Origin of the sequence: Methylobacterium sp. Leaf112 (genome assembly GCF_001423295.1) — a bacterium.
Classification (GTDB): domain Bacteria; phylum Pseudomonadota; class Alphaproteobacteria; order Rhizobiales; family Beijerinckiaceae; genus Methylobacterium.
This window is the reverse complement of record NZ_LMNG01000032.1, coordinates 55,074-69,675: the sequence shown is the minus strand read 5'-3', so window position 1 is coordinate 69,675 and position 14,602 is coordinate 55,074. Positions and strand designations below refer to the sequence as shown.

The 14,602-nt window shown below is 69.8% G+C and carries 18 protein-coding genes; 12 read left to right on the top strand and 6 right to left on the bottom strand.

Annotated elements, in window-relative coordinates:
- Window positions 1-71 precede the first annotated feature (71 nt).
- Both ASF52_RS18735 and croR read right to left on the bottom strand, forming a co-directional pair.
- On the bottom strand, window positions 72-809 hold the full coding sequence (locus ASF52_RS18735; RefSeq protein ID WP_056175653.1) for a TrmH family RNA methyltransferase: 738 nt from the start codon (window positions 807-809) through the stop codon (window positions 72-74).
- A gap of 82 nt (window positions 810-891) precedes the next feature.
- On the bottom strand, window positions 892-1,371 hold the full coding sequence (gene croR, locus ASF52_RS18730; RefSeq protein ID WP_056175651.1) for a 3-hydroxybutyryl-CoA dehydratase: 480 nt from the start codon (window positions 1,369-1,371) through the stop codon (window positions 892-894).
- Between the two features lie 269 nt (window positions 1,372-1,640).
- Here croR and ASF52_RS18725 point away from each other — a divergent pair, with 269 nt between their 5' ends.
- The 5 genes from ASF52_RS18725 to ASF52_RS18705 all read left to right on the top strand — a co-directional run bounded on the left by ASF52_RS18725 (window position 1,641) and on the right by ASF52_RS18705 (window position 4,889).
- Window positions 1,641-2,195, top strand: a complete 555-nt coding sequence (locus ASF52_RS18725) for a hypothetical protein (protein ID WP_056175288.1) — start codon at window positions 1,641-1,643, stop codon at window positions 2,193-2,195.
- A gap of 167 nt (window positions 2,196-2,362) precedes the next feature.
- Window positions 2,363-2,794 carry a hypothetical protein gene (locus tag ASF52_RS18720; RefSeq protein WP_056175285.1) on the top strand — a complete coding sequence of 144 codons (432 nt, stop codon included), beginning with the start codon at window positions 2,363-2,365 and terminating at the stop codon, window positions 2,792-2,794.
- 286 nt (window positions 2,795-3,080) lie between these two features.
- Complete coding sequence (locus ASF52_RS18715; protein WP_443136702.1) at window positions 3,081-3,680, top strand: cation transporter; 600 nt, start codon at window positions 3,081-3,083, stop codon at window positions 3,678-3,680.
- Window positions 3,681-3,748: 68 nt separating this feature from the next.
- On the top strand, window positions 3,749-4,594 hold the full coding sequence (locus ASF52_RS18710) for a metallophosphoesterase (RefSeq protein WP_056175279.1): 846 nt from the start codon (window positions 3,749-3,751) through the stop codon (window positions 4,592-4,594).
- A 73-nt stretch (window positions 4,595-4,667) separates the two neighbouring features.
- Window positions 4,668-4,889: a hypothetical protein gene (locus tag ASF52_RS18705; RefSeq protein WP_056175276.1), complete on the top strand. Its 222-nt coding sequence runs from the start codon at window positions 4,668-4,670 to the stop codon at window positions 4,887-4,889.
- A 10-nt stretch (window positions 4,890-4,899) separates the two neighbouring features.
- Here ASF52_RS18705 and ASF52_RS18700 read toward each other — a convergent pair whose 3' ends face one another.
- Window positions 4,900-5,277: a 4a-hydroxytetrahydrobiopterin dehydratase gene (locus ASF52_RS18700; protein WP_056175274.1), complete on the bottom strand. Its 378-nt coding sequence runs from the start codon at window positions 5,275-5,277 to the stop codon at window positions 4,900-4,902.
- 233 nt (window positions 5,278-5,510) lie between these two features.
- On the opposite strand from ASF52_RS18700, the gene ASF52_RS18695 reads away from it, so the two are divergent.
- From ASF52_RS18695 to ASF52_RS18665, 7 genes are all read left to right on the top strand, one after another.
- Window positions 5,511-6,494 (top strand): ABC transporter substrate-binding protein, encoded by a 984-nt coding sequence (locus ASF52_RS18695; protein ID WP_056175271.1) that lies wholly within the window; start codon window positions 5,511-5,513, stop codon window positions 6,492-6,494.
- A gap of 144 nt (window positions 6,495-6,638) precedes the next feature.
- On the top strand, window positions 6,639-7,376 hold the full coding sequence (locus ASF52_RS18690) for an ABC transporter permease (protein WP_056175267.1): 738 nt from the start codon (window positions 6,639-6,641) through the stop codon (window positions 7,374-7,376).
- 100 nt (window positions 7,377-7,476) lie between these two features.
- Window positions 7,477-8,223 (top strand): ABC transporter ATP-binding protein, encoded by a 747-nt coding sequence (locus ASF52_RS18685; protein WP_056175648.1) that lies wholly within the window; start codon window positions 7,477-7,479, stop codon window positions 8,221-8,223.
- A 655-nt stretch (window positions 8,224-8,878) separates the two neighbouring features.
- Window positions 8,879-10,681, top strand: a complete 1,803-nt coding sequence (gene xoxF1 / locus ASF52_RS18680) for a lanthanide-dependent methanol dehydrogenase XoxF1 (RefSeq protein WP_056175264.1) — start codon at window positions 8,879-8,881, stop codon at window positions 10,679-10,681.
- Between the two features lie 134 nt (window positions 10,682-10,815).
- Window positions 10,816-11,481: a c-type cytochrome, methanol metabolism-related gene (locus tag ASF52_RS18675; RefSeq protein WP_056175646.1), complete on the top strand. Its 666-nt coding sequence runs from the start codon at window positions 10,816-10,818 to the stop codon at window positions 11,479-11,481.
- A complete protein-coding gene (xoxJ, locus tag ASF52_RS18670) occupies window positions 11,481-12,335 on the top strand; it encodes a rare earth element methanol dehydrogenase accessory protein XoxJ (protein ID WP_056175262.1) in 855 nt (284 codons plus the stop codon). The genes ASF52_RS18675 and xoxJ overlap by 1 nt, the downstream gene beginning before the upstream one ends.
- 1 nt (window position 12,336) lies before the next feature.
- A complete protein-coding gene (locus tag ASF52_RS18665) occupies window positions 12,337-12,894 on the top strand; it encodes a L,D-transpeptidase family protein (protein ID WP_056175259.1) in 558 nt (185 codons plus the stop codon).
- Here the strand turns inward: ASF52_RS18665 and folK are convergent, their stop codons facing one another.
- The 3 genes from folK to folP are packed head-to-tail and all read right to left on the bottom strand — an operon-like array spanning window position 12,895 to window position 14,527.
- Window positions 12,895-13,368: a 2-amino-4-hydroxy-6-hydroxymethyldihydropteridine diphosphokinase gene (gene folK / locus ASF52_RS18660; RefSeq protein WP_056175257.1), complete on the bottom strand. Its 474-nt coding sequence runs from the start codon at window positions 13,366-13,368 to the stop codon at window positions 12,895-12,897.
- The gene (gene folB / locus ASF52_RS18655; protein ID WP_056175254.1) at window positions 13,365-13,757 is read right to left on the bottom strand and encodes a dihydroneopterin aldolase; all 393 of its coding nucleotides are present in this window, start codon (window positions 13,755-13,757) and stop codon (window positions 13,365-13,367) included. Before folB ends, folK begins: the two co-directional genes overlap by 4 nt.
- Entirely contained in the window at window positions 13,754-14,527 is a 774-nt protein-coding gene (gene folP / locus ASF52_RS18650) for a dihydropteroate synthase (protein ID WP_200927302.1), read from the bottom strand. The genes folB and folP overlap by 4 nt, the downstream gene beginning before the upstream one ends.
- Between the last annotated feature and the right edge of the window lie 75 nt (window positions 14,528-14,602).

Sequence of the window (14,602 nt, the reverse complement as noted above, 5' to 3'; positions counted from 1 at the left end):
CCACGGATTGTCGCGTGCCGGTGCGGGGGGTGATTCGGGGCTGCGCCCGTGGAAAATCGCGCGGAATGCCATCATCCCAACCGGTGCGCGGCGAGGTGGTGCAGGGCGAGCGCCCCGGCGGTGGCGACGTTGAGGGAATCGAAGCCGGGCGCCATGGCGATGCGGATGGTCCGGGCGCGGGCCATGAGCGCCTCGGGCAGGCCGGGGCCTTCCGTGCCGAGGAGCAGGAGGGCGCGGGGCGGCGGCGTCAGGTCGGACAGGGTCTCGCCCCCGGCGGGGCTGAGCGCCAGGGGTATGAGGCCGTGATGGTGCGCGAAGGCCAGACAGGCGGCACCGTCGGGCAGGCGCCCGAACGGCACCGTGAGCGCCGCGCCGGCCGAGACCCGGATCGCCTTGCGGTAGAGGGGATCGCAGGTGTCGGCGTCGAGGAGCACCGCGTCGGCCCCGAAGGCGGCGGCGTTGCGGAACAGGCCGCCGACATTGTCGTGGTTGGTCAATCCGACGAGGCCGACGACGAGGGCCGGCGCCGGGGCGGGCGGCACCGCAAGGGCGCCCTCCAGGCCGCGCAGCCCCACCGCCAGAACGCCGCGATGGATCGGAAACCCCGTGATGGCGCTCATCACGGCCTTGGCGGCGACGTAGACCGGGACGGCGTCGGGCAGGATGTCGGCGAGGCCGTCCACGCGCTCCGGCGACAGCAGGATCGATTCCAGCGAGAACCGCGCCTTCTGCGAAACCATCACCCGAAGGGTGACGTCGCCCTCGACGATGAAGCGGCCCGCGCGCCCGACAAGATCGCGCTCGCGCATGGCCGTGTAGGGGGCGAGGCGCGCGTCGGCCGGGCTGTCGATGGGGATCGGGGTCACGGGCCGGGTCAGGGGTGCGGCCGGGTCAGGCGCTCGGCGGGCGGCCGCCCATGCGGATGGCGAGGGGGTCGGCCTCGGCCTTGGTCGGCACCTTCACCAGGGCCTCGCCGTCCAGCACGATCTCGCCGGCGACGGAGCAGGTGCATTTGAGGCGGGCACGGCGGCGCTCGGGCACGAGTTCGGCCACCTCGACGGTGACCTGAACCGTGTCGCCGATCCGCACGGGCGCGCGAAAGTTCAGGGTCTGGCTGATGTAGATGGCGCCGGGGCCGGGCAGGCGCGTGCCGAGCACCGCCGAGATCAGGCCGGCGGTATAGAGGCCGTGGGCGATGCGGGTGCCGAACGGCGTACGGGCGGCGAAGTGCTCGGACAGGTGGATCGGGTTGCGGTCGCCGGTGATCTCGGCGAAGCCCACCACGTCGGAGGACGAGATCTCCTTGTTGAGGGTCTCGGACAGGCCGACTTCGAGGTCCTCGAAGTACAGGACGCGCAGTTCTGGCATCATGGGCAGTTCCCCCGTCTCGTTCCGTTTGTGGCACGCATGCGTCGGCGGCACGTCCGGGGACGCGCGGCAGGTCACGCTCGCCTCGCACAGGCGCGCGGCCAAATCCAGTCTCGGACCGCCGCGCGGCCCGTATTCACCCGAACCGGTCGAGCCTTCACGGACATCGCGGCACGTGACGGAGACGACCCTGGGTCTGCCACGATGGCGCCGCACGGGTGGCTCTTCGTGCGCAAACTCTGCCGGACAGCGAACCGATCGACGAGGCCAGCATGGCGAAGCAGTTCCCCGCGATGGAGGACACGCATCAGCATTTCATCGCATCGCAGAAGATCTTCTTCACCGGCTCCGGGGCATTGGGCGCGCGCACCAACATCTCGCCTCGTCCGACCGAACACCTTCATGTGCTCGACCCGAACCATGTCGCCTATCTGGACCTGACCGGCAGCGGCAGCGAAACGGCCGCCCATGTGAGGGCCGACGGCCCGGTGACCCTCATGTTCTGCGCGTTCGACGGCCCGCCGTCGATTCTTCGGCTTTATGGAAAAGGCCGCGTCGCGTTCCGGGGGTCATCGGATTACGCGGGGTTTCTCGACCGCTTCTACGGAGGCGTGGAACCGCTCGGGGCCCGTCAGGTCGTGTCCCTCGCGATCGACCTCGTGCAGACGAGCTGCGGCTATGGCGTCCCGCTCTTCGCGTACGCGGGCGAACGCCCGGTTCTCGCGCGTTGGGCCGAGGCCAAGGGAGAAGCCGGGCTTCGTGCCTATCGCGCCGAGAAGAATGCAGTGAGCCTCGACGGCTTGCCGACGGGGTTTCGCGAACCCTGAGGCCTCTTCTCCGGAGGAGGAGGACGCCTGCGGCCCACGGGACCAGACCGACGTGTGCGCAGGCGGGATGGATGGACGCGGTGCGCCAGGGTACCGGGGAAAGAGCCGGGACAATTCGAAGGATTGACTTCACGCTTTCGTGATCCCCAGGGCCGAGGGTGTCGGGCATGACCGATTTCGACCCCTTCGCACCCCGGCATATCGGGTCGGCGCTCTCGGTGACGGGGCTCGTCGGCCTGATGGTGAGCGAAACGCCGAGGCCGGACATCCTCGTCCTCGCCTGCGCCTGCCTCGCCGGCTCCCTCGTCGCCTTCACGGTCGCGGCGTGCCGTTCGCCGCAGCCGCGGCGCACCGGTCGAACGCGCAGGCCCGCTGCGCCGAGGCCCATCACGGTCGATTGGGAAGCCGCCCCGATGGGCTGGCCGGCGCCCGGGCGGCCGCAGGGCGCACCGGTCCATCCGGCCCTGTCGTCTCGCGTGCGGACCCTGACCCCCGTCCTGCCGAAGCCGGCCCCGCCGCCGACGCCGCCGGGGATCTCTCCCACCCATCGGCGCGCGCTGAAGGACGTGCGCAACCGGCGCATCGCACGCGGCCCCTGATCGGTCGCGCCGATCTCCGGCCCGCCCCGGTCCCTTCCACGATTCGAGATCTCCCATGATTCGAGATCTCCCACGATTGGAGGTCTCCCTTAGTTAGAAGTCTCCGGGGGAAGGGCGGCCGCCCCCTCGACAGGGCGCGGCGCATCGGCGAAGAGGCGCAGGATGAGATGAGGCGCGCGGAGGCTCGGCCTCGTCCTGTCCCGAATGCCGACCGACGCCTTCGGGGACGATGCTTCAGGGATGGCCCCGTGACCGAATCTCCCGTCCCGATCGATCCGGCAGCGTGATGAAGCCCGCGCCCACCCCCGCGCTCCGTCCCGTCGTCGCCCGGGTGGCGGCCCTGAATCTCGGGTTCTTCGGCATCGAGATCGCCGTGGCGCTCGCCATCGGCTCCATCGCCCTCATCGCCGACAGCCTCGATTTTCTCGAGGACGCGGCCATCAACCTGCTGATCTTCGCCGGGATCGGCTGGAGCGTCCGCAACCGGGCCCGCCTCGGCATGGTGCTGGCCGGCATCCTGGTGATTCCAGGCCTCGCCACGGCCTACGCGGCCTACGAGAAGTTTTCAGACCTGACCCCGCCGGCGCCTCTGGCGCTGACCCTGACAGGGCTCGCGGCTCTGGGCGTCAACCTCGTCTGCGCGGCGATGCTGGCGCGCCACCGCGACGGCGGCGGCAGCCTGACCCGGGCGGCCTACCTTTCGGCCCGCAACGACGCCTACGCCAACCTCGCCATCATCGCCGCCGGCCTCGTCACCGCCCTGACCCTGTCCCCCTGGCCCGACCTCGTCGCCGCCGCCGGCATCGCCGTCCTCAACGCGGATTCGGCCGGGGACATCCTCCGGGCGGCCCGCGCGGAATGGCGCGCGGCCAAAACGGTCGCTTGAGGCAGAACGGTCGCTCACGGGCGGTCGCGTGAAGACGGCTTCCTGAAAGTCCGAGGCTCCAGAACTCCATGCGCGTCTTTCCGATCTCGGATCTCCACCTCGAGCGTCGCCGCCTCGACGTGATCCCCCTGCCGCGCCCCGCCTTCGATGTCCTCGCCTGCGCCGGCGACCTGTGGGAGGGCCATCCCGAGCGGGGGCTGGCGGCCGTGGTGGCCCTGGCGCAGGGCCGGCCCATCGTGCTGGTGCCCGGCAACCACGAGCGCTACGCCCCCACGGGCGACGGTCGCACGGCGCCCCAGCTCCTCGCCGCCCTGGAGGCCGAGGTCGCGCGCCTGAACGAGGCGGGGCACACGATCCACCTGCTCCAGGGGGGCGCGTCCGTGATCCTCGACGGGGTGCGCTTCACCGGCACCACCCTGTGGACCGACTGGCGCCTCGCCGGGCGCTGGCGCGACGCCGGGACGCCGGACCGGCCAGCCGACCCCGTCGCCTACGCCGCCGCGCGCATGACCGACCCCGTCACCGGGTCCCGCGAGTTCCGCGGCGCCATCCGCAACGGCGACGGCTCGGTGTGGTCGCCGCGGGACGCCATGGCGGCGCATGAGCGCGAGCGGGCGGGGCTCGTCGCGGCCCTGTCGGTGCCGCATGACGGGCCGAGCGTGTGCGTGACCCACCACCCGGCCGGCACGGCGGCGGTGGATGCGTTTCGCGGGGCGCCCGGCGTGCCGTGGTGGCTGCCGGCCTTCTACGCCACCACGGTGCTGAACGACCTGCCCGACGCCGCACGCCCGGATGTGTGGATCTCGGGTCATTTCCACGCAGGCCACGATCTCAGGGTCGGGCGCACCCGTTGGGTCGCCAACCCGGTCGAGGGCGCCACGTTCTCGCCCGACACGATCCTGGAAATCAGCTGACCCGGAGATCGGCTGAAACCGGGGCGCGGCGCCGCGCGTACCCGATGATGCGTCTGTCAGCCGGAGCCCGCCCGTGAACGCCTTCATCGCCGTCGTCCTCGTCTGCGCCAACGGCATCCCCATCGAGGGCTGCACCGACGACAGGGCGAGCGAGGTCCGCAAGGTCCGCGTTGCCAACGAGCTCGGCTGCACCAACGGCTGGCAGGAGATCATCGCCCGCACGGACCTTCGCGACGAAGTCGGGAAGACCGCCTACCTCAAGACCGAGTGCCGCCGGGTGAAGGCGGAGCGGTGAGACGCGCGCCCTACTTGTCGTGCTTGATGTAGGCGAAGCGCGGGTCCGTCGGGGTGCCCTCGAGGGCGCCGCCCTCCGTGCCGGGCTGCCAGCCGACCACCTCCTCGATCTTGCGCGCCAGGGCGAAGTCCTTCTCGGTCACGCCCTTGGCGGCGTGGTTGGTCAGGCGCACCTCGACCCAGGCGTAGGAGGCCGTGAGGTCGGGATGGTGCCAGGCGGCCTCGGCGAGGTGCCCCACGGTGTTGATGACCATGAGCGTGCTCTTCCAGCTCGCGGTCTTGTAGGTGCGCTTGATCCAGCCGTCCTCGAGGCGCCAGGCCGGCAGCTCGCCGGCGAGGCGGGCCTCGATGGTGGCGTCGTCGAGGACGGGTTCGCGCGGTTCGGCCATGGTGGATCCTCCCGTGGCCCGGCGTCGGCCGGGCGCCTGGCGGCGACCCTGCGACGGGCGGGGCGCAGGTGCAAGGACGTCCGCGCGAGGACACCTGCACAAGGACGCCCGTGCAAGGACGCCCGCGCAAGCGCGCGGGCCGTTTCGCCTCAGCGCCGGCGCGGTCGCGCCGGTGGACGGCCGAACCGGGACATCCTATTGAGACTCTCAACAGAATAAGGGAGGGACCGCCGATGCTGTCACGGCGCGGATTGCTCGCGACGGCGGCATTGCTGCCCCTGGCCGCTCGCCCGGCCCGGGCCGCGCCCCCCAGGGTTTCCGTGGGCAGCCTGCCCTTCGGCACGGTGTCGTGGGAGGCCGCCGTGATCAAGGCCCGCGGCCTGGACACGGCCAACGGCTTCACCCTCGACGTGGTCAAGCTCGCCGGCAACGATGCCGCCCGCATCGCCTTCCAGGGCGGTCAGGTCGACACCATCGTGGGCGACCTGCTGTGGGCGGCCCGCCTCGGCAACGAGGGCCGCGCCATGCGGTTCTTTCCCTATTCCACCACCGAGGGGTCCCTGATGGTGCCGGGCAAGAGTCCCATCGCCACCCTCAAGGACCTCAAGGGCAAGCGCATCGGCGTCGCCGGCGGGCCGCTCGACAAGAACTGGCTCCTCCTCAAGGCCCAGGCCCGCGACACCGCCGGCCTCGACCTCGAGACCGAGGCCACCATCGCGTTCGGCGCGCCGCCCCTCCTGGCGCTCAAGCTCGAGCAGGGCGAACTCGACGCCGGCCTCCTGTACTGGACCTATTGCGCGCGCCTGGAGCCGAAGGGCTTCCGGCGCATCATCGGCTCCGACGACATCATGCGGGCCTTCGGCGCCACGGGCTCCATGGCGCTGATCGGCTACCTCCTGGCGGGCGAGACCGTCTCGGCCAAGCCCGAGGCGGTGGCGGGCTTCACCCGCGCCTCGAAGGCGGCCAAGGACATGCTTGCCCAGGACGCCTCGGCGTGGGACGTGGTCCGCCCCCTCATGGCGGCCGAGGACGAGGCGACCTTCGAGGCCCTGAAGCGCGACTTCCTCGCCGGCATCCCGCGCCGGGCGCTCACCGCCGAACGCGCCGACGGCGAGCGTCTCTACGGCGTCCTGGCCCGGCTCGGGGGCGAGCGCCTCGTCGGCGCCGGCACCGCCCTGCCGCCGGACCTGTACTACGACGGCACGGCGAATGGCTGACGCACGCGACCGCGCGCCGGAGCCGCTCTGCGCCTCTCTGAGCCGGTTCGCTTCGGCGCCCCGACGCGAACCGACTCGGGTTCTCGACGCAGAACCGGTGCCCACTCCCGCGAAGCCTGCCTAGCACGATGAGATTCTAGCGACATGGGGACCGCCACCCGCCTCGTCTCGGTCCTCGTCCTGCTGGCCGGGTGGCAGGCGGCCGCCGTCGCGGCCGGCTCGCGGCTGCTGCCGGCGCCCCTCGCGATCCTGAGCTTCATCCAGAGCGAATCCGCCTCGGGCGACCTGTGGTCCAACGTCGGCATCACCCTCGCGCGGGTCGGGATCTCCTTCGTGCTCGCCATGGTGCTGGGCGTGCTGCTCGGCATCGCGCTGGGGCGGTCGCGGCGCCTCAACCTCGTCCTCGACACGCCGCTCCTCATCCTCCTCAACACCCCTGCGCTCGTCATCACCGTGCTGGCCTACATCTGGGTCGGCCTCAACGAGGGCGCGGCGGTGCTGGCCGTGGTGCTCAACAAGCTGCCGAACGTCGCCGTGATCCTGCGCGAGGGCGCGCGCGGCCTCGATCCGCAACTGGAGGAGATGGCCCGGACCTACCGGTTCGACCGGCGCACCTGGATCGCCCACGTGCTGGTGCCCCAACTCCAGCCCTTCGTGGTGGCGGCCGCCCGCTCCGGACTGTCGCTGGCCTGGAAGATCGTCCTGGTGATCGAGCTGCTGGGACGGCCCAACGGGGTCGGCTTCGCCATCAACTACTACTTCGTCCAGAGCCTGAACGTGGCCGCCATCGTCGGCTACAGCATCGTGTTCATGAGCGTGATGATCGCCATCGACATTCTCGTCCTCCAGCGCCTCGAAGCCCATGTCCGACGCTGGCGCTGAGCCCATGTCCGCCGGCGGCGCCGGGCCCATGTCCGCCGGCGGCGCTGAGCCCATGTCCGCCGGCGGCGCTGAGCCCATGTCCGCCGGCGGCGCCGGGCCCATGTCCGCCGGCGGCGCCGGGCCCGCGGCCCTCACCGTCGACATCCGCTCCAAGATCTACGGCGCCGGCGGCCCCGAGCCCGTCGAGGCGGTGCGGGACTTGGGCTTCTCCCTTCACGCGCGCGAGATCACCTGCCTCATCGGCCCCTCGGGGGCGGGCAAGACCACGACCCTGCGCATCCTGCTCGGCCTCGACACCGCCTACGACGGCAGCGTGACGCCCGACCCGGAGACCGCCGGCATCGCCATGGTGTTCCAGGAGCCGCGCCTGCTGCCCTGGCGCACCGTCGAGCAAAACGTGCGCCTCGCCCTGCCGCGCACCGCGCGCGGCCGCGATCTCGATGCCCTGTTCGAGTCCCTCGGCCTGACCCCGTGGCGGCGTCGCTATCCCGGCGCCCTGTCCCTCGGCATGGCCCGGCGCGTCGCCCTGGCGCGGGCCTTGGCCCAGAGCCCGCGCATCCTCGTCCTCGACGAACCGTTCGTGTCCCTCGACGACGCCTCGGCGGCGGCCCTGCGCGGCCTGGTCGTCGACAGCGTCACCGGAACCGGTATGGGAGTCCTGATGGTGACCCACAACGTCGCCGAGGCCATCGCCATCGCCGACCGGCTCGTTCTGGTGTCGGCCCGACCGGCGCGCCGCGTCGCCACCGTGGCCCTGGACCGCCCGCGCGAAGCCCGTGACCGGCCCTGGGCGGACGCGACCCGGGCCGATCTCGCCGGTCGCTACCCCGGCATCATCGCCGTCTGAGCCGACAAGGGGCCCGCGAAGGCGTCGGCGTCCCCGGAAAAGCCGCCGCGGCTCCGATGCGGCGAGACAACGCATCGCCCCTGGGCGTGACGGGCCGCGCAGGTTCGGCGGCTTTCCACCGATACGGCGGCCGGAATGCCCACCTGCACTATCCTGCATGGCCCCGGGACTACCGGCGGCGTCCGATCGAAGCCGAGGGCGCGTTCGGCTCGGATCCAGCCGAAATCGAGGACCACGCATGCATTCCGCATGTCCGCATGCGTTTCGCGCATAAGATCCCGTCCGCTCTATAAAAAGCTTTGGTAACAAGATCGCTGTTTTTGCACCGCAACATTGGTTGCGCCGCAGCATTAGGGGTCGATTCACCAAGGTCGGGGCCTTACGACCTTTGGCCTAGCCTCAGGAAACCCTCACAAAGCGAGTTGACGGCCCCGGAATTTTTCTTAGAGTTCATTCAAGCTTCGGTTTCGAGGGGCGCCGCAAAGGGATAGCGGCCCTCGGCCAGGAGGATCGACCCGGGACCTCATGGTTCGGTTCGGCCCTCCGCCCGCTACGGAAGCGTTATCTGTCCCTGTCGCAAACAGCAGGTCGCATCGAAAACTCGCGCATCTCCGGATCTGCGAACGCTCGGTGTCAAGACTTGTCGGAGGAATGCATGAGAGCGGTTCACCTTCTTGCCCTGGGCGCCGGCCTGGTGGCCTCTAGCCCGGTCCTCGCCAACGAAGACGTCCTGAAGCGCACGGCCAACCCGGCCGAGCAGGTCCTTCAGACCGTCGATTACGGCAACACCCGCTATTCCAAGCTCGACCAGATCAACGCCAGCAACGTCAAGCAACTCCAGGTCGCCTGGACGTTCTCGACCGGCGTGCTGCGCGGCCACGAGGGCTCCCCGCTCGTCGTCGGCAACATGATGTACGTCCACACCCCCTTCCCGAACATCGTCTACGCCCTCGACCTCGACAAGGAAGGCGTGATCGTCTGGAAGTACGAGCCGAAGCAGGACCCGTCGGTCATTCCGGTCATGTGCTGTGACACGGTCAACCGTGGTCTCGCCTACGCCGATGGCAACATCATCCTGCACCAGGCCGACACCACCGTCGTCTCGCTCGACGCCAAGTCCGGCAAGGTGAACTGGTCCGTCGTCAACGGCGACCCCAAGAAGGGTGAGACCAACACCGCCACCGTTCTGCCCGTGAAGGACAAGATCATCGTCGGCATCTCCGGCGGCGAGTTCGGCGTGCAGTGCCACGTCACGGCCTACGATGCCAAGACCGGCAAGAAGGCCTGGCGCGGTTACTCCGTCGGTCCCGACGATCAGCTGATCGTCGATCCCGAGAAGACCACCTCGCTCGGCAAGCCGGTCGGCAAGGATTCCTCGCTGAAGAGCTGGGAAGGCGACCAGTGGAAGACCGGCGGCGGCTGCACCTGGGGCTGGTTCTCCTACGATCCGAAGCTGGACCTCGTTTACTACGGCTCGGGCAATCCCTCGACCTGGAACCCCAAGCAGCGTCCGGGCGACAACAAGTGGTCCATGACCATCTGGGCACGTAACCCGGATACCGGCATGACCAAGTGGGTCTACCAGATGACCCCGCACGACGAGTGGGACTACGACGGCATCAACGAGATGATCCTCACGGATCAGAAGGTCGACGGCAAGGATCGTCCGCTCCTCACCCACTTCGACCGTAACGGCTTCGGCTACACCCTCGATCGCGCCACCGGCGAGCTCCTGGTCGCCGAGAAGTTCGATCCGGTGGTGAACTGGGCCTCCAAGGTCGACATGGACAAGGGCTCGAAGACCTACGGTCGTCCGCTCGTCCAGGCCAAGTACTCCACCGAGCAGAACGGTGAGGATACCAACTCCAAGGGTATCTGCCCCGCCGCTCTCGGCACCAAGGACCAGCAGCCTGCGGCGTTCTCGCCGAAGACCCAGCTGTTCTACGTGCCCACCAACCACGTCTGCATGGACTACGAGCCGTTCCGGGTGTCCTACACCCCCGGTCAGCCCTACGTCGGCGCGACGCTGGCCATGTACCCGGCCCCCAACAGCCACGGCGGCATGGGCAACTTCATCGCCTGGGACAACATCGCGGGTAAGATCAAGTGGTCGAACTCCGAGCAGTTCTCGGTCTGGTCTGGCGCTCTTGCCACCGCCGGTGACGTGGTGTTCTACGGCACCCTCGAGGGGTACCTGAAGGCCGTCGACGCCAAGACCGGCAAAGAGCTCTACAAGTTCAAGACCCCGTCGGGCATCATCGGCAACGTGATGACCTACCAGCACAAGGGCAAGCAGTTCGTCGGCATCCTGTCGGGTGTCGGTGGCTGGGCCGGCATCGGCCTCGCGGCCGGCCTGACCGACCCGAACGCCGGTCTCGGCGCGGTGGGTGGCTACGCCGCCCTCTCGAACTACACCAACCTCGGCGGTCAGCTGACCGTGTTCGCGCTCCCGAACTAATCGGTCGCACGAAGCTTTGAAGGTTAGGGTGCCGGCGCGGGTTTCCGCGCCGGCACCTTTATGATTAGGTCATTATCAAGAACAATTCGAACATCGGTCGAACGGGCCGATGGATGCTCCTGGGAGAAACGTCGTTGCAGTACCAAAGCAAAGCCGCCATCCGTCCGCTCGTGGCCGCCCTCGTTCTCGCGCTCGCATCCACTGCCGCCGTCCAGGCGCAGGACGCCAAGCCGGCTGATGCCAAGACCACGAACGCCAAGACCACGGACGCCAAGACCGCGGACGCCAAGCCCACCGATGCGGCCCTGGTCAACCAACTCGATCCCAATGCGCCCGAGAAGGACGCCAAGCTGCTCGACAAGTATCAGGCGGTGAAGGTCGAGGACGGCAAGTATTTCGACAAGGACGGCGCTCCGACCTATCACATCAGCAACGATGGCAAGAAGTTCGACTGGTACGCCTATTCCGGCTACCGCCGCTATCACGCCGAGTGCCACGTCTGCCACGGCCCCGACGCCATGGGCTCGACCTACGCGCCCGCCCTCAAGGACTCGCTCAAGCGCCTGTCGTACGAGGAGTTCATCGGCGTCATCGCCGGCGGCAAACAGGATGTCAGCGCGGCCGGCACCAACGTCATGCCTGCCTTCGGCGACAACAAGAACGTCATGTGCTACGCTGACGATCTCTACACCTACCTGAAGGCCCGTGCCTCCGGCGCCATGCCGCGCGTCCGCCCGACGGACAAGGAAGAGAAGCCCGAGGCCGCCAAGAAGGCCGAGAAGGAGTGCCTGGGCGGCTGATGACCCGCACAGGCTCGACCACCGGCCTCGTCCTCGCGCTCCTGCTCGCCGCAGCAGGGGCGCGACCCGCGTTGGCGCAATCGCTGCCCGACCTCGTCACCACGGACACCCTTCGGGTCTGTGGCGATCCGGGCAACATGCCGTTCTCCCAGCGCAAGGAGGACGGGTTCGAGAACCGCATCGCGGCGATCATCGCCGAGGAGCTGAAGGTCAAGGTCCGCTACTACTGGCTGACGCAGGGACCCGGCTTCGTGCGCAACACCCTGGGCACCGGCCTGTGCGACCTCATCATGGGGTCGGCGTCCGGCGGCGAACTCGTGCAACACACCAACCCGTACTACCGCTCGGCCTACACCCTGGTCACCCGCAAGGGCGACCTCGACGGGGTGACGCGCCTCGACGATCCGCGCCTCAAGGGCAAGGCCATCGGCGTCATCGGCGGCACGCCCCCGGTTAACCGCATGGGTGAACTCGGCCTCGTCAGCACCATGAAGGCCTACGCGCCCTACCAGCTCGACCCGGCGCGCAAACACCAGACCATCGCGGCCGAGGTGATCGCGGATCTCGCCGAGAAGCGGATCGACGCGGCGATCCTGTGGGGGCCGGCCGCCGGCTGGCTGGCGAAACAGAGCGGCGTGCCCATGGCGGTGGTGCCGCTGCTGGAAGAGCCCGACCGGCCACCGCTCACCTTCCGCATCGCCCTCGGCGTGCGGATGGAGGAGAACGACTGGAAGCGCAGCCTCAACACCATCCTGCGCAAGCGTCGCACCGACATCGAGAAGGTCCTGCGGGACTTCGACGTGCCGCTGCTGGAGGAAGAGGGCAACAAGCTCCTCGCCCCGGCATCCCCTTGAGATGACGGACGCACGTCCGCCCCGGACCCGGCGATGGTGGCTCGCCGCCGCCGTCGTGGGTCTCGGGACGGTCGCCGTCGTCGCAGACCGGCAGCAATGGACTCGCGTCGAGCCGGACCTCGTGCCGGTCTCGGACCGGGCCGACGCCGTCCTCGTCGAGAAGGCCGCGCGGCGCCTCACCCTCCTGCGGGAGGGACGGGTGCTCGCCACTTATCCGGTCTCCCTCGGCTTCGCGCCCGTCGGCCAGAAGGCCCGCGAGGGCGACGGGCGCACGCCGGAGGGGCTCTATGCGATCGCGTATCGCAACCCGCGCAGCGTCGCCCACCTGTCGCTCAAGGTGTCCTATCCGACGCCGGAGCAGGCGGCCGTGGCGGCGGCGGAGGGCCGGGAGCCCGGCGGCGACATCATGATCCACGGCCTGCTCAACGGCTTCTCGTGGTTCGGCCCCCTACACCGCTTCGTCGACTGGACCAACGGCTGCGTCGGCGTGACCAATGGCGAGATGGCGGACATCTACGCCCGGGTCGATGTCGGCACGCCCGTGGAGATCCGCCCCTGATCAGACCGGCTCGATGCCCGCGGTGTCGAGCTTGGCGAGCGCCTGCGCCACGGTCTCGGGGCCGATGACCAGGTCGGGGGCGATCTCGGCCAGCGGCACGAGCACGAAGGCGCGCTCGCGGACGAACCGGTGCGGCAGGACCAAGCGGGCGTCGTCGATGGTGGCGCCGGCATAGTGCAGCACGTCGATGTCGATGACCCGCGGCCCCCAGCGGCGCTCGCGCACCCGGCCCATGGCGGTCTCGATGGCGAGGCCCGCCTCCAAGAGGTCGTGCGGCGACAGGTTCGTCTCCAGCCCCAGGGCCGCGTTGAGGAACCAATCCTGGTCGGTGTCGCCCCAGGGCGGGGTGCGGTAATCGGCCGAGCGGGCGGTGATGCGGATGCCCGGCGTCACGGCGAGGCGCGCCACCGCCTCGGCGAGGGTCGCGGCCTTGTCGCCGATGTTGGAGCCGAGGCCGAGATAGGCGGCGTTCACGACGCGTCTCCGGCCCGGTGGCGGACGATCTCGATGGCGACGCCCTCGATCACCGCCGGTACCGGCGCGCTCGGCTTGTCGACCCGCACGCTCACGGACCGGATGGGTTCGTGCGCCGACAGGATCTCGGCCGCGATGGCCTCGGCCAGGGCCTCGATGAGGGCGAAGCGCCGCTGGGTCGCGATCCGGGTGACGATCTCGGTGAGGTCCGCGTAGCTCACCGTGTGAGCGACCTCGTCGGAGCGGCCCGCCGGCGCCAGGTCGAGGCGGCATTCGAGGGAGATGTAGAAGCGCTGGCCGAGGCGCGCCTCCTCCTCGAGGAGCCCGTGATACGCGAAGACCGCGATGCGCTGGACGAGGATGCGGTCGCCGGGATGGGACAGGGTCATCGCTCCGGCCTCATCACGGCATCCACCACCCGGAGGGCATCGACATGGGGCGCGACGTCGTGGACGCGCACGATCCCGGCGCCGAGGGTCGCGGCCAGCACGTGGCTCGCCAGCGAGCCGAACAGGCGGTCGACGGGCTTCGTCTCGGTGTTGTGCAGGCGCCCCAGCAGGGACTTTCGCGAGACGCCGACGAGGACGGGAAAGCCGAGGGCGACGATCTCGGGCAGCCGCCGCAGGGCGTCCAGGTGCTGCTCCCAGCTCTTGCCGAAGCCGATGCCCGGATCGAGGACGATGTCGGCGTCGCGGATGCCGGCCTGCCGAGCGATGGCGAGGGAGCGCTCGAAGAAGCGCAGCATGTCGGCGACGATGTCGATCCCGGGCTCGATGGTCTCGCGGTTGTGCATCACCATCACGGGCGCGCCGTGATCGGCTGCGACGTGGGCGATGTCGGGCTCGCGCTGCAGGCCCCAGACGTCGTTGACGATGCGCGCACCCGCCTCCAGGGCGACACGGGCGGTGGCGGCCTTGTAGGTGTCGACGGAGATCGGCACGGGCAGGCGGGACGCGAGGTCGCGGATCACCGGCAGGATGCGGGCCTGCTCCTCCTCGGCCGAGACGGGGGTATGCCCCGGCCGGGTCGATTCCCCGCCGATGTCGATCAGCGCCGCCCCCTCGGCCACCAGGGTCTCGGCCTGGGCGCGGGCGGGCCCGGGATCGGCGAAGCGCCCCCCGTCGGAGAACGAATCCGGCGTGACGTTGAGGATGCCCATCACGAGCACGCGTTGCCCGAGATCGGGCAGCAGGGTCTGCAGCTTCGAGGGAGGAGGGGGCACGGGGGCTCTGTC